Raw genomic sequence first — 24,721 nt, forward strand, 5'->3', positions numbered from 1 at the left:
GCGACGGGATGCCGCGTGACGGAACTGACTCCACTGCAAAACCTCTGGCTGACCGAGACGGTGCGCCTGCGTGAAGAACACGCCGGCCCCCTGGATGATCTGGAAGCCAACCGACTGGCCCGCAGCGCCGGCGGCGACCTGCCGACGCGGATTCAGCGTCGGGCGGTGTGGCTGGCCGAACGCGACGGCTTGGCCGACGCCCTCAAACATTGGCTGCAAGGCGCGCGACTGGCGCTGATCGTCATGGCAGTGCTGGCCATCGTCAGTGGCGCGGGCCTGGCATTCGCCGCGCTGGGTGACGGCCAGACACCGGTGAATGTGTTCTGGGCCCTGGGCAGTCTGCTGGGGCTCAATCTGATTCTGCTGTTGAGCTGGGCATTGGGCCTGGTGTTTGCCGGTGAACACGGCGCCAGCCTCGGACGCTTGTGGCTGTGGCTCAGCGAAAAACTCGCTCGCGATGCCAAAGCCGCGCAACTGGCGCCGGCCCTGCTGCTGTTATTGCAGCGACGCAAACTCAATCGCTGGGCGATCGGCGCGCTGGTCAACGGCTTGTGGTTGCTGGCGATGCTCAGCGCCCTGGCAATCTTGCTGACGTTGATGGCGACCCGGCGCTACGGCTTTGTCTGGGAAACCACCATTCTGCGCGGCGACACCTTCGTCGCCATGACCCAGGCTCTCGGCGCGCTGCCGGCCTTGCTCGGTTTCAGCGTACCGAGCGTGGAGATGATCCGCGCCAGTGGCGATGCAGCGCTGAACATCGAAAGCGCCCGTCAGGCCTGGGCCGCATGGCTGGTCGGCGTGTTGCTGGTCTACGGCGTGTTGCCGCGTCTACTGCTGGCGCTGTTCTGCCGCTGGCGCTGGACCTCCGGCCAAGCCGCGTTGCGCCTGGATTTGAACCTGCCCGGTTATGCCCAACTGCGCGAACGCCTGATGCCCACCAGCGAACGCCTCGGCATCAGCGATGCCGCGCCTGCGCAACTGCATCGCGTCGAAAGCGGCGTCAGTGAGCAGCAAAGCGACGGCGCGTTGCTGGTGGCCATCGAGCTGGACGATCAACGCCCGTGGCCGCCGCCACTGCCGAAAACCGTGAACAACGCAGGCATTCTCGACAGCCGCGAGTCGCGCAACAAACTGCTCGAACAGCTGAGCCGTTTTCCTCCGGCACGCCTGGCGATTGCCTGCGATCCGCGTCGCTCACCGGACCGTGGCAGCCTGGCCCTGATCGCCGAACTGGCGCGCAATGCCGCCGCCACCCGTGTCTGGTTGCTGCAAGCGCCGCCCGGCGAAGCACTGGATGCCGAACGCCTCGGCGACTGGCATGTGGCGCTGCAACAGCTGGACCTGCCATTCGCCGATTGCGTGCCTGTGAACTGGCTGGAGACCGGTCATGACTAATGCCTGGAAAGCGCCTTTGAAACTGGCGGTGGTCGGCCACACCAACGTCGGCAAAACCTCGTTGCTGCGCACCCTCACCCGGGATGTCGGTTTCGGCGAAGTGTCCCATCGCCCCAGCACCACCCGCCACGTCGAAGGCGCGCGGTTGTCGGTGGACGGCGAGCCGTTGCTCGATCTCTACGACACGCCTGGCCTTGAAGACGCCATCGCCCTGCTCGACTATCTCGAACGCCTGGAACGTCCCGGCGAACGCCTCGACGGCCCGGCACGGCTGGCCCGATTCCTCGAAGGCAGCGAAGCCCGCCAGCGCTTTGAACAGGAAGCCAAAGTGCTGCGGCAATTGCTCGCCTCGGACGCCGGCCTGTATGTGATCGATGCCCGGGAGCCGGTTCTGGCCAAGTACCGCGACGAACTGGAAGTGCTGGCCAGTTGCGGCAAACCACTGCTGCCGGTACTGAATTTCGTCAGTAGCGCCAACCATCGCGAGCCGGATTGGCGTGAAGCCCTGGCACGCTTGGGCCTGCATGCCCTGGTGCGTTTCGACAGCGTTGCACCGCCCGAGGATGGCGAGCGTCGCCTCTATGAAAGTCTCGCCCTGTTGCTGGAAAACTCCCGCGAACAACTGGAGCGCCTGATCGCCGATCAACAGGCTCAACGCCTGGCCCGTCAGCAAAGTGCGGCGCGGTTGATTGCCGAGTTGCTGATCGATTGCGCCGCGTGCCGGCGCAGTGTGGTCAGCGATGCGGAACAGGAACAGCAGGCGATCAGCGAACTGCGCAAAGCCGTTCGCCAACGGGAGCAGCGTTGCGTTGAAGGCTTGCTCAAGCTCTACGCCTTCCGCCCACAGGACGCAGCGGCCAGCGATCTGCCGCTGCTCGATGGCCGTTGGGGCGATGATTTGTTCAACCCGGAAACCCTCAAGCAATTGGGTGTTCGAGTCGGTGGCGGTATCGCTGCCGGTGCGGCCGCCGGTGCCGGGGTCGACTTGCTGGTGGGCGGCCTGACCCTCGGCGCAGCGGCGCTGGCCGGTGCGATTGCTGGCGGCGCCCTGCAAACCGCGCGCAGTTATGGCAGCCGGCTGATGAGCAAGATCAGAGGTCAGCGAGAATTGACGGTCGACGACAGCGTGTTGCGGCTGTTGGCCCTGCGTCAGCGGCAGTTGCTGCAAGCGTTGAACGTGCGCGGGCATGCGGCGATGGACAGCATCCAGGTGGCCACGCCGCAGGACAAGACCTGGCGCGAAGGCAAACTGCCCGAAGCCTTGAACAAAGCACGGGCGCATCCGCAGTGGTCGTCGCTGAATCCGCAGGCGAAGTTGAGTCAGGCGGAGCGGCAGGAGCAGATAGAGGCGTTGGCGCAGCAGCTATAAACCCTGGTGATTGTGGTGCCTGGGCTGACCTCATCGCGAGCAGGCTCGCTCCCACAGTTGGAATGCGTTCCCCTGTGGGAGCTAGCCTGCTAGCGATGGCTGCGACTCGGTTTCGCGGTCATGCGCTGATCTTCAAGAACTCCCGTACCAACGCCCTGACCCGATTGCGATCCGTGCGATTGGCTCGCCCGTCGTTGTCCACGTCCGAACTCAGAATCAGTTCGAACACCCCATCGTTATCAAGATCACGGACGGCGGCTTTATAGGCAATCACTGGCCCTTCATGAAAATGCAGGCGCACCGTTTCAGGCGTGCCGTCTGCGGATGGATTCTGCGAGAAGATGCGCAAGTGGCGCGCCTCACCTTCACCGCTGTTGAACCAGGCGCACTTCAAATAGGTGTTGCCCAACGCCTTCATACGCTGCCGGTCAGTCTCTGTCACCTCACGCGGCATTTGCTCCTCTTCATGAAACCGGAAACGAACCGTATCCGCCGCCCCTGCCCCGCTTCGATCCTGTGCAATCACTTCCAAATAACGCATCCGTGCACTTCCTTGCGAAAAGCCCAGGCTGAGCTGTTGCCGCAAGGTAATCGATCCGCCGTTTCGCTATTGCCTGTGAGACAACTCAACGCGACTCGCCGGACAAGAGGTTCACTGCCTTGCGCTTCAACACCTCGAGATCCATCACCGGAACCCACTGCTCCTTGGCCAACTCATCCCACTGCCGCATGGGCAAACTGACTTTGCACAATGGGTCCTGTTCGAAGGCTTCAGCCTCGGAAGCCGTCATCACCCCGCCTTGATATTCCAGGGTCCGGCGGCTGGCTTCGCTCAATCGTTCGTAGTACCCGGGCTCTTTGAGCGTCAGATATCGCTTGGCCTGAACGTGGTATTCCACCAGCCGCGCCAGGCGCTCGCTGAAACCTGCACGACGCAAGTAATCGGCGCCCAGACGCTCGTGGCTGACCACGCCGAAGCCGCCCATGTTCTCGGTGCTCTCGCCGCAGATATGCCCGATGTCGTGGAAGAACGCGGCCAACACCACTTCATCATCAAAGCCTTCGGCCATGGCCAGTTCGGCCGCCTGGGACATGTGTTCGATCTGCGACACCGGCTCGCCGATGTAGTCGCTGTCGCCAAAGCGCTCGTACAAACCGAACACCTGGGCAATCACGTGTTCATGACGCGTCATATGTTTTCCCCCAACACTTGAGCGACATTGCGTTCGGCCATCGCCGGCCCGACGCTCATGCCGACGCCGGTGTGCATCAGTGCCACCCTCACACCGGGCATCGGCCGCAGGAACGAGAACGGCGCCGGCCCTCGTGAACCATAGACACCCTGCCAGCGTTCGACCACTTGCACCTTGCAGCCGAGGGTTTGTTCAGCGAGTTCGATCATCCAGTTATCCACTTGCTCGGCGTTGAACGGCGACGGATCGCGGCCGTAATGGTGGGAGTCGCCGATGATCAATTCGCCATAAGGCGTCGGGCTGATCAGCAGGTGGATGCCGTTTTCATGCAGGTGCGGTTCCTCGCGCAGGATTTGCGCCTGCACCGCCGCCGCTTCCGGCAGATCGGCGAAGGCGCCGTAGTGCACGCAACTTAACCCGGTGAGCAATGCGTGTTGCAGATTGAGGTTGATCTGCGGTCGGGCGCGGAGCATTTGCAGGCGGCAGATTTGCGGGTTGAGCGCGGCGATCGGCTCGGCCAGCAAGGTCTGATAGTCGTGGCCGGAGCAGACGATGATCTGCTCGGCGCTGAAGGTGCCGGCGGTGCTGTGCAGGCGACCCGGTTCGATGTCGCGCACCAGGGTGGAGAAGTGAAACTCGACGCCGAGGTCGCGGCGCAGGTAGTCGATCAACGCAGGAATCGCTTCGCGGGAATACAGTTGTTGATCGTCCTGGCCGTGCAACGCGGCGCGGTGATGGCGGAACTGGCCACCGTAGAGATCGCGTAAAGCAGCACCGCGCAGCAGGTCGACGCGGTAACCGTGTTCCACGGCGCGGCCGGTGCAGAAAGCTTCGAGCAGGTGTTCTTCGGCTTCGGTGCGGGCGAACAGGTACGAGCCGTTGCGTTTGAGTTGCAGGCCGGCCAGGTGTGCCCATTGGCCCCAGATGTCGCGGCTGGCCCTGGCCAGTTCGAGCATCGGGCCCGGGGGTTGGCCGGTGACGAGGGCTTGGCCGAAATTGCGGACCGAGGCGCCCAAGGGGGTTTCGCTACGTTCGAAAACCGCGACTTTGAGACCGCGCCTGGCGGCGGCGTAGGCGTGGGACAGGCCGAGGATGCCGGCGCCGACGATCAGCATGTCGTTGTGTTGTGTCATGTGGATTTGTCCTGAGTTCAAAGCCGCCATCGCTGGCAAGCCAGCTCCCACAGGGTCTCTGGTGTTCACAAAACCTGTGTTCACCCTGAATCCCTGTGGGAGCTGGCTTGCCAGCGATGGGGCCCTGTCAGCCGATAGAGATCTTACTTGGCAGCCACTTTCTCGGACTTGCCGTCATAGCGCTTGCGCCACTCGGTCAGGATCTCGTCGCGATGCTTCGACGCCCAGGCAAAATCGTTTTTGATCAAACGCTGCTCGTAATCCGCCGGCAATTCGGTCTGCGGCTTGGCAATCCCCGGCTGCGCGAGCACCGCGAAGTTCTCTTTATAAAGCTCCATCGCCGCCGGGCTGGCCGAGAAGTCAGCCAGTTTCTTCGCGGCGTCTTCATGCGGTGTGCCTTTGATCACAGCGGTCGCTTCGATCTCCCAGCCCAGGCCTTCCTTCGGCAGGATGATGTCCAGCGGTGCGCCCTGGCGCTTCAACTGAACAGCCGGGTATTCGAAGGATATGCCGATCGGAAACTCTCCCGCCGCCGCCAGTTTGCAAGGCTTGGAACCGGAGTGAACGTACTGGCCGATGTTCTGGTGCAGGTCGTCCATGTACTGCCAGCCCTGCTTCTCGCCGAAGGTCTGCAGCCAGGCGCTGACGTCGAGGAAACCGGTGCCGGACGAGGCCGGGTTGGGCATGACGATCTTGCCTTTGTACTCAGGCTTGGTCAGGTCCTGCCAGCTCACCGGTTTGGTCAATCCCTGTTTCTCGGCTTCGACGGTGTTGAAGCAAATGGTCGCGGCCCAGACGTCCATACCGACCCAGGCGGGCGGGTTGGCGGCGTCGCGGTAGTTGCCACCGATCTTGCCCAGGTCTTTCGGCGCGTAGCTTTGCAGCATGCCTTGCTGATCGAGGATCGCCAGGCTCGACGCCGCCAGGCCCCAGACTGCGTCAGCCTGTGGGCGAGCTTTTTCGGCCAGCAGTTTGGCGGTAATGATCCCGGTGGAATCGCGCACCCACTTGATCTCGATGTCCGGGTTGGCTTTTTCGAAGGCTTCTTTGTAGGTCTTCAGTTGCTCGGCTTCGAGGGCGGTGTACACCGTCAACTCGGTTGGCGCCGCGAAGGCGTTCAGGCTGAAAGCGGTGAGGACAGCAGCGGCCAGGGCCAGGGGCTTGAACATGATCTTTTCCTGTTTTGAGTTGAGGTTTGCGGGATGGGGAATCAATTGCCAGGCGCGGTCTGCCGCCAGGCCTGAGAGCGGCGCAGCAACCCGCGCGAAGCCCAGGCCAGCAGCAGGGACACGCCCGCCGAGGTAAAGAGAATCAGGGTCGACATCGCCGCCGCGCCGCCGACGTTGCCGGCATCGTCCATGTTCAGCACCGCCACCGCCGCGAGGATGGTGTCGGGGCTGTAGAGGAAGATCGCCGCCGAGACGGTGGTCATGGCCGAGACGAACAGGTAGCGCACGATGTCCAGCAGCGCCGGCAGGCAAATCGGCACGGTGACCCGCAGGTAGTGCCGATACAGCGGCGCCTTGAGCGACAGTGCGGCGGCTTCGAACTCGGCGTCGAGCTGGCGCAGCGCCGTGGTCGCGGTCATTTGCGCGGTGGTCAAATAGTGAGCAATGGTGCAGACCACCAGAAGAGTCATGGTCCCGTAGAGCACATGCAGCGGGTTGCCGCTGAGGTTGAAGAAAAAAACGTAACCCAGGCCCAGCACCAGACCTGGCACCGCCATCGGTACGAAACTGAGCATGCGCAGGGTCAGGTTCAGTCCGCGCTGGCCCTTGGTTTTTTCCATCAGGTAGGCGCCGGTGAAAATCAGCACGCTGCCGATCAACGCCGTGCACAGGGCCATCTTCACGCTGTTGCCGTAGGCCAACCAGCCGCCGCCCGCGGTGTCGTTGAACTGGTAGTGGTTGAGCGACAGCGACAGGTTGTACGGCCAGAATTTCACCAGTGAGGAGAACACCGCCATGCCGAACACCAGCAGCAACACCGCGCAGATCAACAGCACGATGACCAGGTAGCAACCGTCCCGCAGCTTCGACGGTGCCGGTTGAAACACCTGAGCCCGGCCGCTCATGGAATCGCCGTGACGTCGACGCAACCAGGCATCGACCCCGAAACTGAACAGTGCCGGCAGTAACAGAACCATACCGATCAAAGCGCCGCGACCGAATTGCTGCTGGCCGACCACCGCTTTGTAGGCCTCCAGCGCCAGCACTTGATAATCGCCACCGACCACCACGGGCACGCCGAAGTCAGTGATGGTCAGGGTGAACACCAGACAAAACGCCGCGAACACGGCCTGACGCGTTGCCGGCCAAGTAATGCTGCGAAAGGCCCTTGCCGGACTGGCGCCCATGCTGGAGGCGGCATCGAACAGTCGCGCATCCGCCAGGGAAAGCGCCGACAGAAGAATCATCAAGGCGTGTGGGAAGGTGTAGATGACCTCGCCCAGAACAATGCCCCAGAAGCCGTAGATATTGTCCGAGAGCAAACCGCGCAGCATGCCCTGGTTGCCGAACAGATAAACCAGCGCAATCCCCGGCAACATCGACGGCGCCATCAAGGGCAGCAGCGACATCCCGCGCCAGATGCCTTTGCCGGGAATCAACGTGCGTTGCAGCGCGTAGGCAAACAGGTAGGCCAGCGGTACGACAATCGCCGCGACGCTGAGGGACACTTTCAAACTGTTGCCCAGCAACCAGTGGAAGTTCGCACTGGTCACCAGTTCACGAGCCGCGACCAGGCCGCCACCCTGCCCCGCTTCCGAGCTGAAACCGCGCCAGAAGATCGCCAGCAACGGCATCAACACCGCGATGCCAAGCAACACCAATAAAAGGACTTTGCCACCGACCACGAACACCCGGTCGCCGATCTCGGCACGGGAGGTCTGCCGAACCTGCTTGTGCGGTATCGGCAGCGCGATGTTCGCGCTCATCAGGCAAACACCTGCAGGCTGCGTGGCGGCAAGGCGACCATGATTTGCTGCGCGCCAAGACGCGGCATCGCTTCCGGTGCCAGTTCCGCCAGCAAGGCGTGGCCGGGCAGTTGATCGAGTTCGAAGCTCATGCGGCAGCGGTTGCCGAGGAAGGTGATTTCGCGAACCTTGGCCGGAAACAGGTTTTCTTCGTGTACCGGCGGGTTGACGTTGATCGCCTCCGGGCGGCAGAACAGACGGCCCGACGTGGTTTTGGCGCTGCCATCCACCAGGCGCATGCTCATTCCGCCGACCTGGGCGTGGCTGTCGCTGCTGCGGCTGAATGGCAGCCAGTTGCCCTGGCCGACAAACTCCGCCACAAACGGTGTGGCCGGGCGGTCGTAGATTTCCTGCGGCGTGGCGTACTGCTCGACCTTGCCGTTGTTCATCACGGCGATGCGGTCGGCCATCAGCATGGCCTCGTCCTGATTGTGCGTGACCATCAAGGTGGTAACGCCGAGGTTGCGTTGCAATTGGCGCAGTTCGGTGCACAGATGCTCGCGAACCCGGGCGTCGAGAGCCGACATCGGTTCGTCGAGCAACAACAAGGACGGCGCTGGCGCCAATGCCCGAGCCAGTGCGACACGCTGCTGTTGGCCGCCGGACAGTTGGCCGGGGTACTTTTTCTCACTGCCGGTCAGGCCGACCAGTTCCAGCATCTGACCCACGCGTTTTCGCACTTCATCGCGACCACTGCCAGCGAGGCCGTAGGCAATGTTCGCTTCGACGGTGAGATTGGGGAACAGCGCGTAGGACTGGAAGAGAATGCCGTAGTCCCGCGCCTGGGGTGCCAGGTGGGAAACGTCGCGATCGCCGAGGTACAACTCGCCGCTGTCCTGTTTCTCCAGACCGGCGATGCAGCGCAGCAAGGTGGTTTTGCCACAGCCCGACGGGCCCAGCAGACACACCAGCTCACCGGCGGCGACGTCGAGGGAAACATTGTCCAGCGCGGTGAAGGCGCCAAAGCGTTTCTGCACGCCGCGCACCTTCATTGGGGCGCCGGGGTTGGTCAGGGCAGTTGTGATCGAGTGGTTCATGGACAGACCTCATCAAGCAGATGAGAGCCATCCTAGGTTTGTAATGCGTCGGTCATGTGGCAGTGAGGCAAAAACGGCTGATAGTGGTATTCGGGGATTTGGGTTGAATGGAACGAGCAATGAATAACCTGTGGCGAGGGAGCTTGCTCCCGTTGGACTGCGCAGCCGTCCCATTTTTTGGCGCCGCTTCGCAGCCCAGCGGGAGCAAGCTCCCTCGCCACAGAGGTCTATGCTGGCGCCATTTCCTGCGCCAACCCCAGAAACGCCGCCGGCAACCGCGCGCCTTTGCGTTCCTTCAGGCAGTACAAATACTCTGGAATCTGCGGTGCATTCTCAATCGTCAGCACCCGCAGTTGCGGGTCATGCGGCACTTCCTGCCGGGCAATGATGCTGATGCCGATGTTACGCAGCACCGCCTCGCGAATCGATTCACGGCTGCCAATCTCCAGCAACGGCCCGAAACTCACCCCGGCGCTGGCCAGTAACTCTTCGGTCAAGCGCCGAGTCGTAGAACCGGACTCGCGCATCAGCAACGTATGCCCGACCAACGCACTCAGCGGCACATGATCATGCACCGCCAGCGGATGATTGCGATGCACCGCCAGCACCAGCGGATCGCTGCCGAGCACCCGGCGAATCAGCCGCGTATCGTCGAGCAACTGCGACGACGCCGCGACATCCACCCGGTAATCCTCCAGCGCTTCGAGCACTTGCTGGGAGTTACCGATCTCCACCGACACTTCCACCTGCGGCAAGCGCTCGCGAAAGGTCTTCACCAGGTCGAGGATGTAATACGGCGCGGTGGCGGCGATGCGCAGCGTGCCCTGGACCTGACCGCTGTTGCGCAGGAAAAACTCGATGTCGGCTTCCTGCTGCAACAGCGCCTTGACCATCGGCAGCAACCGCGCGCCTTCATCGCTGACGCTGAGGCGGCGGCCGCCACGGTAGAACAGCTCCACCGAGTACTGGCTTTCCAGATTACGGATCTGCGTGGTCACCGTAGGCTGGCTCAGGCCGAGCTTTTTTGCCGCCAAGGTGATGCTGCCCAGTCGGGCCACCATGTAAAACGCCTTCAGCTCGGCACTCAGCACACCCGTTCCTCATCGCTTATTTGCGCAGCAGGCGCAAACCATTGAACACCACCAACAGGCTCACGCCCATGTCGGCAAACACCGCCATCCACATGGTGGCGATCCCGGCGAAGGTTACCCCAAGAAAGATCGCCTTGATGACCAACGCGAGGGCGATGTTCTGTTTGAGGATACTCGACGTCTGCCGCGACAGACGAATGAACGTAGGGATCTTGCGCAGATCGTCGTCCATCAGGGCGACATCGGCGGTCTCGATGGCGGTATCGGTGCCGGCCGCCGCCATGGCGAAACCGATCTCGGCCCGGGCCAGCGCCGGCGCATCGTTGATGCCGTCGCCGACCATGCCGACGCGATGACCCTGTGCATAAAGCGCCTCGATGGCTTGCAGCTTGTCGGTCGGCAGCAGATCGCCCTTGGCCTCGTCGATGCCGACTTGTGCAGCAATCGCCTGAGCCGTGTGGACGTTGTCGCCGGTCAGCATCAGGGTTTTGATGCCCAGGTCGTGCAGTTGCTGGATCGCTTCGCGGCTGGATTCTTTCACCGTATCGGCCACGGCAAACAGCGCCAACGGGCCGGATGTGTCGAGTAACAGCACCACCGATTTGCCCTGTTTTTCCAGCGCGAACAGCTTCTCTTCCAGCGCCGGCGAACACAGGCCCAAATCTTCCACCAGGCGATGGTTGCCCAAGTGATAGACCTGGCCATTGATTTCCCCGCGTACACCGCGGCCGCCCAGGGCTTCAAAGTTATCCACAACCAGCGGCGCGAATTGTTTATCCACCGCCGCATTGGCGATGGCCAACGACACCGGATGATCCGAACGACCGGCCAGGGCTGCTGCAATCGCCGGGGCGGTACCGTCAGCGGTTGGATCAAGCGACAAATAATCGGTCTGCACCGGTTTGCCGTGGGTGATGGTGCCGGTCTTGTCCAGGGCCAGGTAATCGAGCTTGTAACCGCCCTCCAGGTAAACACCGCCCTTCACCAGGATGCCTTTGCGCGCCGCTGCCGCGAGGCCGCTGACGATGGTCACCGGGGTGGAAATCACCAACGCGCAGGGGCAAGCGACGACCAGCAACACCAGCGCCCGGTAGATCCAGTCGAACCAGACGGCGCCCATGAACAGCGGCGGAATCACGGCGACGGCGAGGGCCAGCAGGAATACCGCAGGGGTATAGATTTTCGAGAACTGATCGACGAAGCGCTGGGTCGGTGCTCGCGCGCCCTGGGCCTGCTCCACGGCGTGGATGATCCGCGCCAGGGTCGAGTTATTGGCCGCAGCGGTCACGGTGTATTCCAGCGAGCCCGCCTGGTTGATGGTGCCGGCGAAGACTTTATCGCCCACGGTCTTCTCGATCGGCAGGCTTTCGCCGGTGATCGGCGCCTGATCGATGGTCGAACTGCCCGACACCACTTCACCGTCCAGGCCAATCCGCTCGCCGGGACGCACCCGCACGCGCACACCGAGTTCGATGGTCTTGACGTCTTGCTCGACCCAACTGCCGTCGGCTTGCTGCACCGTCGCCTGTTCCGGGGTCATCTGCATCAGGCCGCCAATGGCGTTACGGGCCCGGTCCAGCGACTTGGCTTCGATCAACTCGGCCACGGTGAACAGAAACATCACCATCGCCGCTTCCGGCCATTGGCCGATCAATATCGCGCCGGTCACCGCGATGCTCATCAAGGCGTTGATGTTCAGGTTGAGGTTCTTGAGTGCGATCCAGCCTTTCTTGTAAGTGGTGAGCCCGCCACTGAGGATCGAAACCAGCGCGATGATGGCTACCACCCAAATCGGTGCGGCGTCGGTGAAGTGGATCACTTCTGCAGCCAGCGCACCCACGCCGGACAGCGCCAGGGGCCACCAGTGTTTTTTCTCGGGGATCGGTGCTGGCGCTTCGCTGCCCTGCTCCATCGGTTCGGCCACCATGCCCAGCGACTTGATCGCCTCGATAATCGGCGCAGTGCTCGGCAGGTCATGGGTCACGCCCAGGACCCGATTGATCAGGTTGAATTCGAGTTGCTGCACACCCGCGAGCTTGCCCAGTTTGTTCTGGATCAGCGTCTGCTCCGTCGGGCAATCCATCGCGTCGATGCGAAAACTGCTCAACCGTGCGCCGTCAGTCGGCTTGTCGCTCAACTTGATCAGCGAAGGCGCTGCCACTTTTGAGGAACAGCAAGAATCTCCATGCCCGCCATGCTCATGCTTCTGCACAGGCTGCAGCTTGTGGCTGTGATCGTGATCGTGATCGTGATCGTGACCAGCCTCGGGTTTGTGGGTGTGAAGGGAATCGCTCATTGGTTGCGTCCATGAAGGTGCCTGTTGCCAAGTAAAGACCCTGTAGCCACTATAGGGTCAAGCACCTATTTGGAGATTGTCGTCATGAAGATCGGAGAACTGGCGAAACTCACTGACTGCGCCGTCGAAACCATCCGTTACTACGAGCGCGAAAACCTGCTGCCGGAACCGGCCCGCAGCGACGGCAACTACCGCGTCTACACCCAGGCCCACGCCGAACGCCTGACCTTCATCCGCAACTGCCGCACCCTCGACATGACCCTCGAAGAGATCCGCAGCCTGCTGGCCCTGCGCGACAGTCCGCAGGATCAATGTGAAAGCGTGAATGCGTTGATCGACGAGCATATCCATCACGTGAAGGCGCGGATCGATGGGTTGATGGCGTTGCAGACACAACTGCTCGACCTGCGCCAACGCTGTGGTGAGGGGCCGGATATTGATCAGTGCGGGATTTTGCAAAGGCTGGAAGTGAGTGGCGGGGTTGTGACGACGGAGGTGGAGCATTCTCATGTCGGCCGAAGCCACGGCCATTGAGCCCAACACAGAACCCAAAGTGGGAGCTAGCCTGCTAGCGATAGCGGTTTTTCAGTCACATCATTACTGGATGTGCCGTCGCTATCGCTAGCAGGCTAGCTCCCACAGGGGTATTGCGTGCTACATCAGACCGCCATCGGCGCGGTCATCGGCGCGTGGTGCTGATAACCCTCAAGCGAAAAATCGCTCGGCTCGATTAACTCCAGCCACTGCGGCTGATACTCACCGGTCTTGGCAAACTCCGGCACTCGATCACTGATCACCAGCTTCGGCATCGGGAACGGCTCGCGCTTGAGCTGTTCATTGAGCATGTCCAGGTGGTTTTCGTAGACGTGGGCATCACCGATGAAATAGGTGAACCAGCGCGGCGTGTAGCCGGTCAGGCGACCGATCAGGCTCAGCAACGCAGCGCCTTCGGTGAGGTTGAACGGCGTGCCCAGGCCCAGGTCGTTGGAGCGGATGTAGAGGGTCAAAGAAATCTCTTTGGTCTCGACATTCGGGTGGAACTGGTACAGCAAATGGCACGGCGGCAGGGCCATTTCATCGAGCTGCGCGACGTTCCAGCCATGGAACAGGATGCGGCGGCTGCCCGGGTCTTTGATGATGGTGTCGACACACTGGCGGATCTGGTCGATCGCCTTGTACAGCACCACGTAGGCCTGACCGTCTTCTTCGCCTTCAGCGATCTGACGATAACCCTGGCTCAGAGTTTGCTCGATGGCGGCTTTGTTGCTGACCGGGATCTGCTTGTACGCCGGCCATTTGCGCCATTGCACGCCGTAGATCTCGCCGAGGTCGTCTTCGCCCTGACGGAACGGGTTGGCCAGCCACTGCGCGTTTTCGTTGGCGTTCTGATCCCAGACCTTGCAGCCCAGGGCGCGGAATTCGGCGGCGTTGTTCACGCCACGCAGGAAACCACACATCTCGCCGATGGCCGATTTGAAGGCCATCTTGCGCGTGGTGATCGCCGGAAAACCTTCTTTCAGGTCATAACGCAGCATCGCGCCCGGAAAGCTGATGGTGTTCACGCCGGTGCGGTTGGCTTGCTTGGTGCCGTTCTTGATGACGTGGGCGACCAGTTCGAGATATTGCTTCATGAATTACCTGTGTCCTTGAACCCGGGGTCGTCACCCCGGGATTCGAATTTATACGGCTGCAGCCGGAGTCGCCGGGGCGCGGTGATACGCCAGCCAGATCAGGAACAGCCCGCCGACGATCATCGGTACGCACAGTACCTGGCCCATGGTCAGCCAGTTCCAGGCCAGATAGCCCAGTTGCGCGTCCGGTACACGGACGAATTCGACGATGAAACGGAAGATGCCATAGAACAGCGCGAACATACCGGAAACCGCCATGGTCGGCCGCGGCTTGCGCGAGAACAACCAGAGGATGGCGAACAGCGCCACGCCTTCGAGGGCGAACTGATACAGCTGCGACGGGTGGCGCGGCAGCTGCGCCGGATCGCTGAACGGCGGGAAGATCATCGCCCACGGCACGTCGGTCGCCTTGCCCCACAACTCGGCGTTGATGAAGTTGCCGATGCGCCCGGCGCCCAGGCCGATCGGCACCATCGGCGCGACGAAGTCCATCAGCTGGAAGAACGACTTGTTGTTCTTCTTGCCGAACCACAACGCTGCCAGCATCACGCCGATGAAGCCGCCGTGGAACGACATGCCGCCCTTCCAGACCTCGAAAATCAGCGTCGGGTTGGCCAGGTAAGCGTGCAGATCGTAGAACAGCACATAACCCAGGCGACCGCCGACGATAACGCCCATCGACATCCAGAAGACCATGTCGGAGAGTTTCTCCTTGGTCCAGGTCGGGTCGAAACGGTTGAGCCGGCGCGATGCCAGCAGCCACGCACCGCCGATGCCGATCAGGTACATCAGACCGTACCAGTGGATTTTCAGCGGACCGATGGCCAGGGCCACCGGGTCGATCTGCGGGTAAGGCAGCATTGCGACTCCTTGTTAGAGTTGAACCAGAATTCCCGGGCGACGCTGTCACCTCAGGATTAAGCCAGCATTTCGGGCTAGAGAAGGAAGCTCAGGCCTACGCAGAACAGCAAAGCGGCAAACAACCTTTTCAGCAACTTCGGCGACAGCCTGTGGGCCAGTCGCGCGCCGAGACGGGCGAACACCATGCTGGTCAGGGCAATCCCCAGCAGCGCCGGCAAATAAATAAAACCGAGACTATGGGCCGGCAGCAGCGGATCGTGCCAGCCCAGAATCATGAAACTTAATGCACTGGCCAAGGCGATGGGCAGACCGCACGCCGACGAAGTCGCCACGGCTTGCTGCATCGGCACGCTGCGCCAGGTCAGGAACGGCACGGTCAACGAGCCGCCGCCAATGCCGAAAATCGCCGAGGCCCAGCCAATCACACTGCCGGCCACGGTGAGACCGAGTCTGCCGGGCACCGTTCGACTGGCCTTGGGTTTGACGTCCAGCGCCAGTTGCGCGGCGATGATCAGCGCAAACACACCGATGATCTTTTGCAGGTTCGGGCCGGAAATCGCTTCGGCCGTCAGCGCCCCGAAACCGGCGCCCATCAGAATGCCCACGGTCATCCACACGAATATCGGCCAACGCACGGCGCCGCGACGGTGATGTTCGCGGACCGCATTGACCGATGTAAAGATGATCGTCGCCAGGGACGTGCCGACCGCCAGGTGGGTCAGGATCGAAGCGTCGAAGCCCTGCAAGGTGAAACTGAACACCAGCACCGGGACGATGATGATCCCGCCGCCAACCCCGAACAGCCCGGCCAGCACGCCTGCGCAGGCGCCCAGCGCCAGATAGAGCAGAAATTCCATGGCCGTCCTTATACGCTTCTCAAAAAAAGCACCGGCATAGTAACGGATGCAGGGGCCACGGCTCCACTACGCAAGGCGATGGAACGACAAGCGACGACTGCGTAGAGTGGGCAAAAAACACACAAGGACCACCTTATGTGCCTGATTGTTTTTGCCTGGCGACCGGGCCACACCCAGCCGCTGATCGTGGCGGTCAACCGCGACGAGTTCTATGCCCGGCCCAGCCAGCCTCTGGCGCAATGGCCGCACGCACCGCACGTTTACGCCGGTCGCGACCTGGAAGCCGGCGGCACCTGGCTCGGTATCGGGGCCAACGGGCGCTTTGCTGCGCTGACCAATATTCGCGATCCGCACCAGCCTCCTTCGCGAAAATCCCGGGGTGAGCTGGTGGCGGGTTTCCTCTTGGGCAACATGCCGATTGATGATTACTTGAACGACATTGTCGGACGCTCGCTGGAATATGCCGGGTTTAATCTGCTGATCGGTAATGCCAACGAACTGTGGCACTTCAATGCGCGCGAGTCTGAGGCGGTGATGCTGCCACACGGGGTTTATGGGTTGTCGAATGCCGGACTGGATACACCGTGGCCAAAACTGCTCAAGGCACGGGCGGCGTTGGAGGGAGTGTTGGAAGATCCGCAGCCAGAGGCATTACTGGCGTTGCTGAATGATCCGCAGACCGCACCGTTTGCCGAGCTGCCGGATACCGGCGTTGGGCTGGCGACCGAGACGTTGTTGTCGAGCGTGTTTATTGCGAGCCCCACGTACGGGACGCGGGCGAGTACGGCATTGATTGTTCAGGCGGACGGGACGCGGCATATGGTCGAACGGAGTTTCGGGCCGTATGGGGGGCATTTGGGGGAGGTTGAGGTGCGGGTTTAGATTGTGAGGTGTCAGTTAGAACCACCCCTCACCCTAACCCTCTCCCCAAGGGGTAGAGGGGACTGACCGAGGTGTTCTTTCGAGCTACATCGACCTGAGATATCGAGTCGAACTCATATTAGAACAGCATGAAGATCGGCCCCCTTTCCCCCTCTCCCCTCTGGGGAGAGGGCTGGGGTGAGGGGTCGATTTTAGAGGCGCCGTAGGTTTAGAGAGCCTTGACCGCAGCCGGATTGACCATCTTCGCCAACCCAAGGTTCTTCAGCGCCAATTGCAGCGAGCTGTGGATAACTTGCGGATTGTCGATGGTCATCAGCTCGGCCAGCAATTCCTTGGCCTTGCTGAGATTGACCTGACGCAGCATCCACTTCACTTTCGGCAGGTTGGTGGCGTTCATCGACAGGCTGTCGAAGCCCATCGCCATCAACAGCACCGCCGCCGCTGGGTCACCGGCCATCTCGCCGCAAATACTGACTGGCTTGCCTTCGGCATGAGCATCACGCACCACGCTCTGCAGGGCTTGCAGCACCGCCGGATGCAGGTAGTCGTAGAGGTCGGCAACCCGCGGGTTGTTTCGATCCACTGCCAGCAGGTACTGGGTCAGGTCGTTGGAGCCGACCGACAGAAAGTCCACTTGCCGCGCCAGCTCCTTGGTCTGATAAACCGCCGCCGGAATCTCGATCATCACGCCGATCGGCGGCATGGGCACATCGCAGCCTTCGTCGCGGACTTCGCCCCAGGCCCGGTGAATCAGGTGCAAGGCTTCTTCGAGTTCATGGGTGCCGGAGATCATCGGCAGCAGAATCCGCAGGTTGTTCAGGCCTTCGCTGGCCTTGAGCATCGCGCGGGTCTGCACCAGGAAGATTTCCGGGTGGTCGAGGGTGACGCGAATGCCGCGCCAGCCGAGGAACGGGTTGTCTTCCTTGATCGGGAAGTACGACAGCGACTTGTCACCGCCGATGTCCAGGCTGCGCATGGTCACCGGTTGCGGGTGGAACGCGGCGAGTTGCTCGCGATAGATCGCCAGTTGCTCCTTTTCGCTCGGGAACCTCTGGTTGATCATGAACGGCACTTCGGTACGGTACAGACCGACGCCTTCGGCGCCACGCTTCTGCGCTCGCGCCACGTCCGCCAGCAGGCCAGTGTTGACCCACAGCGGCATGCGATGGCCATCGAGGGTCACGCACGGCAAGTCGCGCAGGGAGTCGAGACCGAGCGCCAGTTGTTTCTCTTCCTCCACCACTTCGGCGAACTGCTTGCGCAGCACGTCGCTGGGGTTGGTGTAGACCTCGCCGCGATTGCCATCGACGATCAATTCAATGCCGTCGACCTTGGCATAAGGCAGGTCGACCAGGCCCATCACCGTCGGGATGCCCATCGCCCGGGCGAGGATCGCGACGTGGGAGTTGCCTGAACCGAGGACCGAGACCAGGCCGACCAGCGTGCCTTCCGGCACCTCGCCGAGCATCGCCGGCGTCAGTTCTTCGCTGACCAGAATGGTTTTTTCCGGGTAGATCAGGTTCTGCTGACGCTCTTCCTGCAAGTAGGCGAGCAAACGGCGGCCAAGGTCCTTGACGTCCGAGGCGCGCTCACGCAGGTAGGCGTCGTCCATCAATTCGAAACGGTTGACGTGCTCGGTGACCACTTGGCGCAACGCGCCCTGGGCCCACTGACCGGTCTTGATCACCGTGGTCACTTCGTTGCCCAGCGCTTCATCGGCGAGCATCATCAGGTAGACGTCGAACAAGGCCCGCTCTTCAGGGCGCAGCTGCGAGGCCAACTTGGCGGACAACGCACGCATGTCGGCGCGCACGCCTTCGATGGCGGTCTTGAACAGTCCGAGTTCGGCTTCGATATCGGTGATGGTCTTGTCGGGCACCACGTCCAGATCGGCCGGCGGCAGCATGACCACCGCGGTCCCGACCGCCGCACCCGGAGAACCCGGTACGCCGACGAACTTGGCTTCCTGGATGCCTTTGCCCTGACGGCCCAGGCCACGGATCGAACCGGTGGCTTCGGCGTGGGCGATAACACCGGCAAGCTGCGCGCTCATGGTCACGAGGAAGGCTTCTTCACCTTCATCGAACTGGCGGCGTTCTTTTTGCTGGATGACCAACACGCCGACGACGCGGCGGTGGTGAATGATCGGCGCCCCGAGGAAGGAGGCGTAGCGCTCCTCGCCGGTTTCGGCGAAGTAACGATAGCGCGGGTGATCCGCGGCGTTTTCGAGGTTCAGGGGTTCTTCGCGCGTGCCGACCAGGCCAACCAGACCTTCGTTGGGCGCCATGCTGACTTTGCCGATCGAGCGCTTGTTCAAGCCCTCGGTCGCCATCAGCACAAAGCGGTTGGACTCAGGGTCAAGCAGGTAGACCGAGCAGACCTGGCTGCCCATGGCCTCTTTGACGCGCAACACAATAATCCCCAACGCCGCCTTGAGATCCTTGGCGGAGTTAACTTCCTGGACGATCTTGCGCAGCGTATTGAGCATGGCTCGGGGTCGAACTCCGTCGTCAGTCGCGCGTTAAAAGGCGCGGGGCAAGCTCTTTGAGAGCGCGTCGATACACCTCGCGCTTGAATGTCACCACCTGGCCCAACGGATACCAATAACTGACCCAGCGCCAGCCATCGAACTCCGGTTTACCGGTCAAATCCATCCGCACCCGCTGCTCGTTGGAGATCAGGCGCAGGAGAAACCATTTCTGTTTCTGGCCGATGCACAGCGGTTGGCTGTGCGTCCTGACCAGACGTTGCGGCAAACGATAGCGCAACCAGCCCCGGGTGCAGGCGAGAATTTCAACATCTTCGCGCTCAAGACCCACTTCTTCGTTCAACTCGCGATACAAGGCGTCTTCCGGCGTCTCCTGGGGGTTGATCCCGCCCTGTGGAAACTGCCAGGCATCTTGATTGATACGGCGAGCCCATAGCACCTGTCCGGCATCATTCGTGAGAATGATCCCGACATTGGGGCGGAAACCATCGGGGTCGATCACGGCAACAACCTCGCAAACGCATGTCGCCGCATTGTTCCACAAAGGTTGTGAAGGCAGCAACGAGCCGACCTACCTTATGTGCACTCTTGTGAAAAGTCCGTATTCTGGACGCCTTTCTACAGACTTTTCAGCGAGTAACTGCAATGCGGCTGGCTTTATTCGACTTGGACAACACGCTTTTGGGCGGTGACAGCGACCACGCCTGGGGCGATTACCTGTGCGAGCGCGGTTTCCTCGACGCCGTCGCCTACAAGGCACGCAACGACGAGTTCTATCAGGATTACCTGGCCGGCAAGCTGGATAACGATGCCTACCTGAACTTCTGCCTGGAAGTCCTCGGCCGCACCGAGATGGCCACGCTGGATCAATGGCACCTGGATTACATGCGCGATTGCATCGAGCCGATTGTGCTGCCCAAGGCTATTGAATTGTTGGCCAAGCACCGTGACGCTGGCGACAAATTGGTGATCATCACCGCGACCAACCGCTTCGTTACCGGGCCGATTGCAGCACGCTTAGGCGTTGAGACCCTGATCGCCACCGAATGCGAAATGATCGACGGCCGTTACAGCGGGCGTAGCACCGATGTCCCATGCTTCCGTGAAGGCAAGGTGACCCGGTTGATTCGCTGGCTGGAAGAGACCGGCCACAATCTGGAAGACAGCTATTTCTACAGCGATTCGATGAATGACCTGCCGTTGCTGGAGCAAGTGGCGAATCCGATCGCTGTCGATCCGGATCCTAATTTGCGGGCCGAGGCTGAGAAGCGGGGTTGGCCGGTGATTTCGTTGCGCGGCTGATATCGCCTTCGCGAGCAAGCCCGCTCCCACAATTGATCTTCAGTGGACACAGGATTTGTGTACAGCCGAGATCAATGTGGGAGCGGGCTTGCTCGCGAAGGGGCCGACTCGGTCTGTAGCCTTAAACCGGCTTGGCGCCCATCAAACCCGCAATCGCGATGAAACAAACAAAGCTGAACAGTGCGAGGGCAAAGGTGAACTTGCCGTTCCCCGCCGGCGCCTTGCGCAACTTGTTCAGTCGCACCAGCAACCAGAACCAGCCCAACGCCGCCACGGTGTAGAGCACACTGGAAGCCAGCAGCCAGGTCTGCCCCAACGGCCAGCCCACCAGATGCACCATCCACCAGCCGGTGAACGGCATGCTCAGCAACGCCAGGCCCATCAGCAGCCAGACAAACACTCGCGGCCGCTGCAGCGTGCGTGCCGCAGCAGTCGCATCGCCATTACGCCGCGTTTGCCAAACCCATATCCCCAAGCCCAGCGCACAGCCCAACAATATTGCCGTCGCCGCGGTGTGCGCCATTTTCAGGGCGGTTAACGTTTCCATTGTTCGATGTCCTTAAGGTCTGCCCACCAGCGTAGCCGCTCAGCCGAGAAACAGCTGATAGGCCGGGTTATCACTTTCATCCCAGTACGGGTAGCCGATTTCTTCCAGCGCCGCAGGAACCAGGTGACGTTCATCGTGAGGCACTTGCAGGCCCGCGACCACACGGCCATCGGCCGCGCCGTGGTTGCGGTAGTGGAACATCGAGATGTTCCAGCGCCCGCCGAGCTTGTTGAGGAAGTTGAACAGCGCGCCCGGACGCTCCGGGAATTCGAAGCGCAGGATCACTTCATCGACCACGTGGGCCGCGCGACCGCCCACCATGTGGCGGATGTGCAACTTGGCCAGTTCGTTGTCGGTCAGGTCCAGCACCGGGAAACCCTGCTCGCCGAGGCTGGCGATCAGCGCGCTGCGCGGGTCGGTTTCCGGATGCGTCTGCACGCCGACGAAGATGTGCGCTTCGCTGCCAGTGTTGTAGCGGTAGTTGAATTCGGTGATCTGGCGCTTGCCGATGGCTTCGCAGAACGCCTTGAAGCTGCCCGGTTTCTCGGGGATGGTCACAGCGATGATCGCCTCGCGACCCTCGCCCAACTCGGCGCGCTCGGCGACGTGGCGCAGGCGGTCGAAGTTGACGTTGGCGCCGGAGTCGATAGCCACGAAGGTGTGTCCGGTGACGCCGCGTTGCTCGACGTACTTTTTGATCCCGGCCACGCTCAGGGCGCCGGCAGGTTCGGTGATCGAGCGGGTATCGTCGTAGATATCCTTGATCGCCGCGCAGATCTCGTCGGTGCTGACGGTGATCACTTCATCGACGTAGTCTTTGCAGATATCGAAGGTGTGCTGACCGATCTGCGCCACGGCGACGCCATCGGCAAAGAGGCCCACGGTCGGCAGTACCACACGCTCGCCGGCCGCCATAGCCGCTTGCAGGCAGTTGGAATCGTCCGGCTCGACGCCGATGATCTTGATTTCAGGCCGTAGGTACTTCACGTACGCCGCGATCCCGGCGATCAATCCGCCACCGCCCACCGGAACGAAAATCGCATCCAGACGCCCCGGGTGCTGGCGCAGAATCTCCATGGCCACCGTGCCCTGCCCGGCAATGGTGTGGGGATCGTCGTACGGGTGGATGTAGACGTAGCCTTTTTCGTCGACCAGTTTCAGCGAGTAGGCCAGGGCTTCCGGGAACGAATCCCCGTGCAGCACCACTTTGCCGCCGCGGGAACGCACGCCTTCGACCTTGATTTCCGGGGTGGTCTTGGGCATGACGATGGTGGCTTTCACGCCCAGCACTTTCGCCGCCAGGGCCAGGCCCTGCGCGTGGTTACCCGCCGAAGCGGTGACCACACCGCGAGCGCGCTCTTCATCGCTCAGTTGGGTCAGCTTGTTGTAGGCACCGCGAATCTTGAACGAGAACACCGGCTGCAAGTCTTCGCGCTTGAGCCAAATGGAGTTGCCCAGCCGCTCGGAGAGCTGGCGGGCCGTCTGCAATGGGGTTTCTACGGCAACGTCATAAACGCGCGAGGTGAGGATCTTTTTGACGTACTGTTCGAGCATCGGAAAGCATCACTGAGCGGGTTGGGCAGGGCCAAGGAGTCTAACCCGGCTTTCGGGCGGACGACCACACTAAACAGGTGGTTTTAGACACCATCGAACCCTTGTGGCGAGGGAGCTTGCTCCCGCTGGAGCGCGAAGCGGTCCCCTGCATTCTTTCAGACATACCGTGCAAACAGGTTTTGCGTCTGCTGCGCAGCCGAGCGGGAGCAAGCTCCCTCGCCACAAGGACCGCATCGTTTCCAACGCACCATCAGCCAATCGGGCAATGACCTTCCCTGCCCCGAAGCCTATAATGCCGGCCTTTCGTTCCCTCCTTCGGCACCTCGGAGCCCGCATGACCCAGGATCAACTCAAACAGGCAGTGGCTCAGGCCGCCGTCGACTTCATCCTTCCGAAACTCGACGACAAGAGCGTCGTCGGGGTCGGCACCGGCTCCACCGCCAACTGCTTCATCGACGCCCTGGCCAAGCACAAAGGCGCGTTCGATGGCGCGGTCGCCAGTTCCGAAGCCACCGCTGCCCGCCTCAAGGGCCACGGCATTCCGGTGTATGAGCTGAACACCGTCAGCGACCTGGAGTTCTACGTCGACGGCGCCGATGAAAGCGACGCGCACCTGAACCTGATCAAGGGCGGCGGCGCAGCCCTGACCCGCGAGAAGATTGTCGCGGCCGTGGCCAAGACCTTTATCTGCATCGCCGATGGCAGCAAACTGGTGCCGGTACTTGGCGCGTTCCCGCTGCCGGTCGAAGTGATCCCGATGGCCCGCAGCCACGTGGCTCGCGAGCTGGTGAAGCTCGGTGGCGACCCGGTTTACCGTGAAGGCGTGCTGACCGACAACGGCAACATCATCCTCGACGTGTTCAACATGCAGATCACCAACCCGGTTGAGCTGGAGACGCAGATCAACGCGATCGTTGGCGTGGTCACCAATGGTCTGTTCGCGGCGCGTCCGGCGGATTTGCTGCTGCTGGGCACCAGCGAAGGTGTGAAAACCCTGCGCGCCCAGTAAATCTGGCACGCCGATAAACCTGTGGGAGCGGGCTTGCTCGCGAATGCGGTGTGTCAGTTGATAGAAATGTCGACTGACACACCGCGTTCGCGAGCAAGCTCGCTCCCACATTGGTTTTGCAGTGTTGGTCAGGGCTGCGGTGGTTTCTTGAAGACGTAGAACAGGTTGGGTTCGCTGACGAGGTACATCGTGCCATCGTCATCCATCGCGATGCCTTCCGCCTGCGGCACTGTCTTCTGCAAACCCTGACGCCCCTTGCTCAGTGACATGGTGCTCAGCGGTCGCCCGTCCACATCCAGTTCCAGAATCAGTCGCGACTCGTCGGACAGCGCCAGCAAATGGCCGCTGCGCTCGTCGTATTGCAGGCTCGACAGGTCCCGCACGAACATCCCGGCATCGCGCTTGGGGTTGTTGACCACGTGCACCGCGTAGGATTTCTCCGGGTTGTAATGCGGGAAGCCCTGCACTTCGTAGATCAGCATCGGGTCGCGTTCCTTGGCGACAAACAAGCGCTTGCCCACCGAGTCGTAAGCCAGGCCTTCGAAACCCTTGTTGCCGCTCATGTGCACACCAAGAGTCATCTGCTCGGCGTCTGCCGCGTCGAGGAATGTGGTGTCCTTTTCCAGATGAATCTTGATCAGCCGTTGCTCGCGCTCATCGGTGATCACGTAAGTGTCGGCGCTGATGAACTCCACCGCCTCCGGATCACCGAAGCCCACCAGTGAAATGCGTCGAATGATCCGACCGTCCAGCGACAGCTCGATCAGCTCGGCGTTTTTGTTGGTGACGGTGAACAGGCTTTTGCGCACCGGATCGAAGGTCAGCGCCGACACGTCGTCGTTCAGCCCATCGATGACCCGGGCTTCGATTTCCACCCGATATTGATCCAGACCGATGGACTCGCTGCTCAGCGGTTGCCAGAGGGTGTGCAGGTTGAACCAGGCGCGCTCGAACAGACGCATGTATTGGCCGATCGCAACCAGCACGACCAAGGCAATCACTGTCAGGATCAAAATAAGGGGTTTGGGACGGGCAAGTCGGCGCATTAAGTCGAGCTCGGAAACAGAAACAGGCGGATGAAATATCACGCCTGTATGAATTC

The 24,721-nt window shown here is 61.6% G+C and carries 22 protein-coding genes; 6 read left to right on the plus strand and 16 right to left on the minus strand.

Annotation, left to right across the window (positions count from 1 at the left end):
- Positions 1–15: 15 nt before the first annotated feature.
- Positions 16–1,395 (plus strand): DUF2868 domain-containing protein, encoded by a 1,380-nt coding sequence (locus tag DJ564_RS30895; protein ID WP_109635648.1) that lies wholly within the window; start codon positions 16–18, stop codon positions 1,393–1,395.
- Entirely contained in the window at positions 1,388–2,764 is a 1,377-nt protein-coding gene (locus DJ564_RS30900; protein WP_109635649.1) for a GTPase/DUF3482 domain-containing protein, read from the plus strand. Before DJ564_RS30895 ends, DJ564_RS30900 begins: the two co-directional genes overlap by 8 nt.
- A gap of 118 nt (positions 2,765–2,882) precedes the next feature.
- On the opposite strand, the gene DJ564_RS30905 is transcribed toward DJ564_RS30900, so the two are convergent.
- From DJ564_RS30905 to DJ564_RS30945, 8 genes are all read right to left on the minus strand, one after another.
- Positions 2,883–3,305 (minus strand): hypothetical protein, encoded by a 423-nt coding sequence (locus DJ564_RS30905; protein WP_109635651.1) that lies wholly within the window; start codon positions 3,303–3,305, stop codon positions 2,883–2,885.
- A gap of 85 nt (positions 3,306–3,390) precedes the next feature.
- Positions 3,391–3,957 carry a phosphonate degradation HD-domain oxygenase gene (locus DJ564_RS30910; RefSeq protein ID WP_109635653.1) on the minus strand — a complete coding sequence of 189 codons (567 nt, stop codon included), beginning with the start codon at positions 3,955–3,957 and terminating at the stop codon, positions 3,391–3,393.
- Positions 3,954–5,090 carry a TIGR03364 family FAD-dependent oxidoreductase gene (locus DJ564_RS30915; protein WP_109635654.1) on the minus strand — a complete coding sequence of 379 codons (1,137 nt, stop codon included), beginning with the start codon at positions 5,088–5,090 and terminating at the stop codon, positions 3,954–3,956. Before DJ564_RS30915 ends, DJ564_RS30910 begins: the two co-directional genes overlap by 4 nt.
- Before the next feature lie 143 nt (positions 5,091–5,233).
- Entirely contained in the window at positions 5,234–6,259 is a 1,026-nt protein-coding gene (locus DJ564_RS30925; RefSeq protein WP_109635657.1) for a putative 2-aminoethylphosphonate ABC transporter substrate-binding protein, read from the minus strand.
- A 41-nt stretch (positions 6,260–6,300) separates the two neighbouring features.
- A complete protein-coding gene (locus DJ564_RS30930) occupies positions 6,301–8,025 on the minus strand; it encodes a putative 2-aminoethylphosphonate ABC transporter permease subunit (RefSeq protein ID WP_109635659.1) in 1,725 nt (574 codons plus the stop codon).
- Entirely contained in the window at positions 8,025–9,101 is a 1,077-nt protein-coding gene (locus DJ564_RS30935) for a putative 2-aminoethylphosphonate ABC transporter ATP-binding protein (RefSeq protein ID WP_109635660.1), read from the minus strand. Before DJ564_RS30935 ends, DJ564_RS30930 begins: the two co-directional genes overlap by 1 nt.
- A gap of 227 nt (positions 9,102–9,328) precedes the next feature.
- Entirely contained in the window at positions 9,329–10,192 is an 864-nt protein-coding gene (locus DJ564_RS30940) for a LysR family transcriptional regulator (RefSeq protein ID WP_109635662.1), read from the minus strand.
- Positions 10,193–10,208: 16 nt separating this feature from the next.
- Positions 10,209–12,488 carry a heavy metal translocating P-type ATPase gene (locus tag DJ564_RS30945; RefSeq protein ID WP_109635663.1) on the minus strand — a complete coding sequence of 760 codons (2,280 nt, stop codon included), beginning with the start codon at positions 12,486–12,488 and terminating at the stop codon, positions 10,209–10,211.
- Between the two features lie 84 nt (positions 12,489–12,572).
- Between DJ564_RS30945 and cadR the strand changes: the two genes are divergently transcribed.
- Complete coding sequence (gene cadR / locus DJ564_RS30950; protein WP_109635665.1) at positions 12,573–13,022, plus strand: Cd(II)/Pb(II)-responsive transcriptional regulator; 450 nt, start codon at positions 12,573–12,575, stop codon at positions 13,020–13,022.
- Between the two features lie 125 nt (positions 13,023–13,147).
- Here the strand turns inward: cadR and DJ564_RS30955 are convergent, their stop codons facing one another.
- The 3 genes from DJ564_RS30955 to DJ564_RS30965 all read right to left on the minus strand — a co-directional run bounded on the left by DJ564_RS30955 (position 13,148) and on the right by DJ564_RS30965 (position 15,837).
- A complete protein-coding gene (locus tag DJ564_RS30955; protein WP_109635666.1) occupies positions 13,148–14,119 on the minus strand; it encodes a thymidylate synthase in 972 nt (323 codons plus the stop codon).
- 48 nt (positions 14,120–14,167) lie between these two features.
- Positions 14,168–14,980, minus strand: coding sequence for a prolipoprotein diacylglyceryl transferase (gene lgt / locus DJ564_RS30960; protein WP_109635668.1), 813 nt, complete (start codon positions 14,978–14,980; stop codon positions 14,168–14,170).
- 74 nt (positions 14,981–15,054) lie between these two features.
- Entirely contained in the window at positions 15,055–15,837 is a 783-nt protein-coding gene (locus DJ564_RS30965) for a sulfite exporter TauE/SafE family protein (RefSeq protein ID WP_109635669.1), read from the minus strand.
- 135 nt (positions 15,838–15,972) lie between these two features.
- Here DJ564_RS30965 and DJ564_RS30970 point away from each other — a divergent pair, with 135 nt between their 5' ends.
- Positions 15,973–16,719 (plus strand): NRDE family protein, encoded by a 747-nt coding sequence (locus DJ564_RS30970; protein WP_109635670.1) that lies wholly within the window; start codon positions 15,973–15,975, stop codon positions 16,717–16,719.
- 208 nt (positions 16,720–16,927) lie between these two features.
- Here DJ564_RS30970 and ptsP read toward each other — a convergent pair whose 3' ends face one another.
- Both ptsP and DJ564_RS30980 read right to left on the minus strand, forming a co-directional pair.
- Complete coding sequence (gene ptsP, locus DJ564_RS30975; RefSeq protein WP_109635672.1) at positions 16,928–19,207, minus strand: phosphoenolpyruvate--protein phosphotransferase; 2,280 nt, start codon at positions 19,205–19,207, stop codon at positions 16,928–16,930.
- Positions 19,208–19,229: 22 nt separating this feature from the next.
- Positions 19,230–19,709 (minus strand): RNA pyrophosphohydrolase, encoded by a 480-nt coding sequence (locus DJ564_RS30980; RefSeq protein WP_007945562.1) that lies wholly within the window; start codon positions 19,707–19,709, stop codon positions 19,230–19,232.
- Between the two features lie 143 nt (positions 19,710–19,852).
- Here DJ564_RS30980 and DJ564_RS30985 point away from each other — a divergent pair, with 143 nt between their 5' ends.
- Positions 19,853–20,509, plus strand: a complete 657-nt coding sequence (locus DJ564_RS30985; protein WP_109635673.1) for an HAD family phosphatase — start codon at positions 19,853–19,855, stop codon at positions 20,507–20,509.
- A gap of 121 nt (positions 20,510–20,630) precedes the next feature.
- Here the strand turns inward: DJ564_RS30985 and DJ564_RS30990 are convergent, their stop codons facing one another.
- Positions 20,631–21,056, minus strand: coding sequence for a DUF2269 domain-containing protein (locus DJ564_RS30990; protein WP_109635675.1), 426 nt, complete (start codon positions 21,054–21,056; stop codon positions 20,631–20,633).
- Positions 21,057–21,095: 39 nt separating this feature from the next.
- Positions 21,096–22,610, minus strand: a complete 1,515-nt coding sequence (gene ilvA, locus DJ564_RS30995) for a threonine ammonia-lyase, biosynthetic (protein ID WP_109635677.1) — start codon at positions 22,608–22,610, stop codon at positions 21,096–21,098.
- 334 nt (positions 22,611–22,944) lie between these two features.
- Here ilvA and rpiA point away from each other — a divergent pair, with 334 nt between their 5' ends.
- A complete protein-coding gene (gene rpiA, locus DJ564_RS31000; protein ID WP_109635678.1) occupies positions 22,945–23,619 on the plus strand; it encodes a ribose-5-phosphate isomerase RpiA in 675 nt (224 codons plus the stop codon).
- A 128-nt stretch (positions 23,620–23,747) separates the two neighbouring features.
- On the opposite strand, the gene DJ564_RS31010 is transcribed toward rpiA, so the two are convergent.
- On the minus strand, positions 23,748–24,665 hold the full coding sequence (locus tag DJ564_RS31010; RefSeq protein WP_109635680.1) for an SdiA-regulated domain-containing protein: 918 nt from the start codon (positions 24,663–24,665) through the stop codon (positions 23,748–23,750).
- Between the last annotated feature and the right edge of the window lie 56 nt (positions 24,666–24,721).

The sequence above is a fragment of the Pseudomonas sp. 31-12 genome, assembly GCF_003151075.1.
Classification (GTDB): Bacteria; Pseudomonadota; Gammaproteobacteria; order Pseudomonadales; family Pseudomonadaceae; genus Aquipseudomonas.